This is a genomic window from Vibrio sp. 2130-1 (genome assembly GCF_033339515.1).
Genome location: NZ_JAWOUT010000489.1, coordinates 1 through 593 on the forward strand (window position 1 = coordinate 1; position 593 = coordinate 593).

The window sequence follows — 593 nt, forward strand, 5'->3', positions numbered from 1 at the left end:
CGCACGATATCCGCGTATTGGTAACTACGCTGAGAGAAGTGATCCTCTACCATTGGAATCTCAACGTAATACGCTTTTTTAAAGTCTACATCTTTGGTTTTGATGTTATTGGCAATCAGATAGTCAGCGAAGCGATTCGCGCGCCATGACCATTGAATGGGCTTTTTATCTTGATCGAGCACCTGTTTGTACAAAAAGGGTTGGCCTTCGAGTTTTATCTCTTTCGATGAGAACAAGTCGACGTTTGCTGGATCATCTGGCGTTAGCAATGTGGTGATGATCGCGTTCTTCAAGTGTTTTTGTGGTTCGGTCGGAGAAACGGTCTCGATAGTGATAAGACCTTTCTGGAAATCCACTTCTGCCCGACTTAAATAATTGTCGATGTACTTAACGTAGTTACTTTTACCTGCGAACTTCACTTCACGTTGTCCCCAACGCTTTTTGATATTGCCTGAGAAGCTATTGATCAACGCATCGAGTGCGGCGGTATCTTTCTCAAACTGACCTGGTAGCTCTGCTAGGTTGTTTGCAAAGCGGTTGGTTGGCTCGTAGTTCACGTCATAAATTTTTTCGACGAATTCGCGGCTACAGCC

Annotated in this window: 1 protein-coding gene; it reads right to left on the reverse strand. The window is 44.5% G+C overall.

Annotated features, from left to right (window positions below; genetic code table 11):
• On the reverse strand, positions 1 to 593 hold a 593-nt coding region (locus tag R7Q09_RS27000; RefSeq protein WP_318144059.1), incomplete at both ends, for a murein transglycosylase domain-containing protein.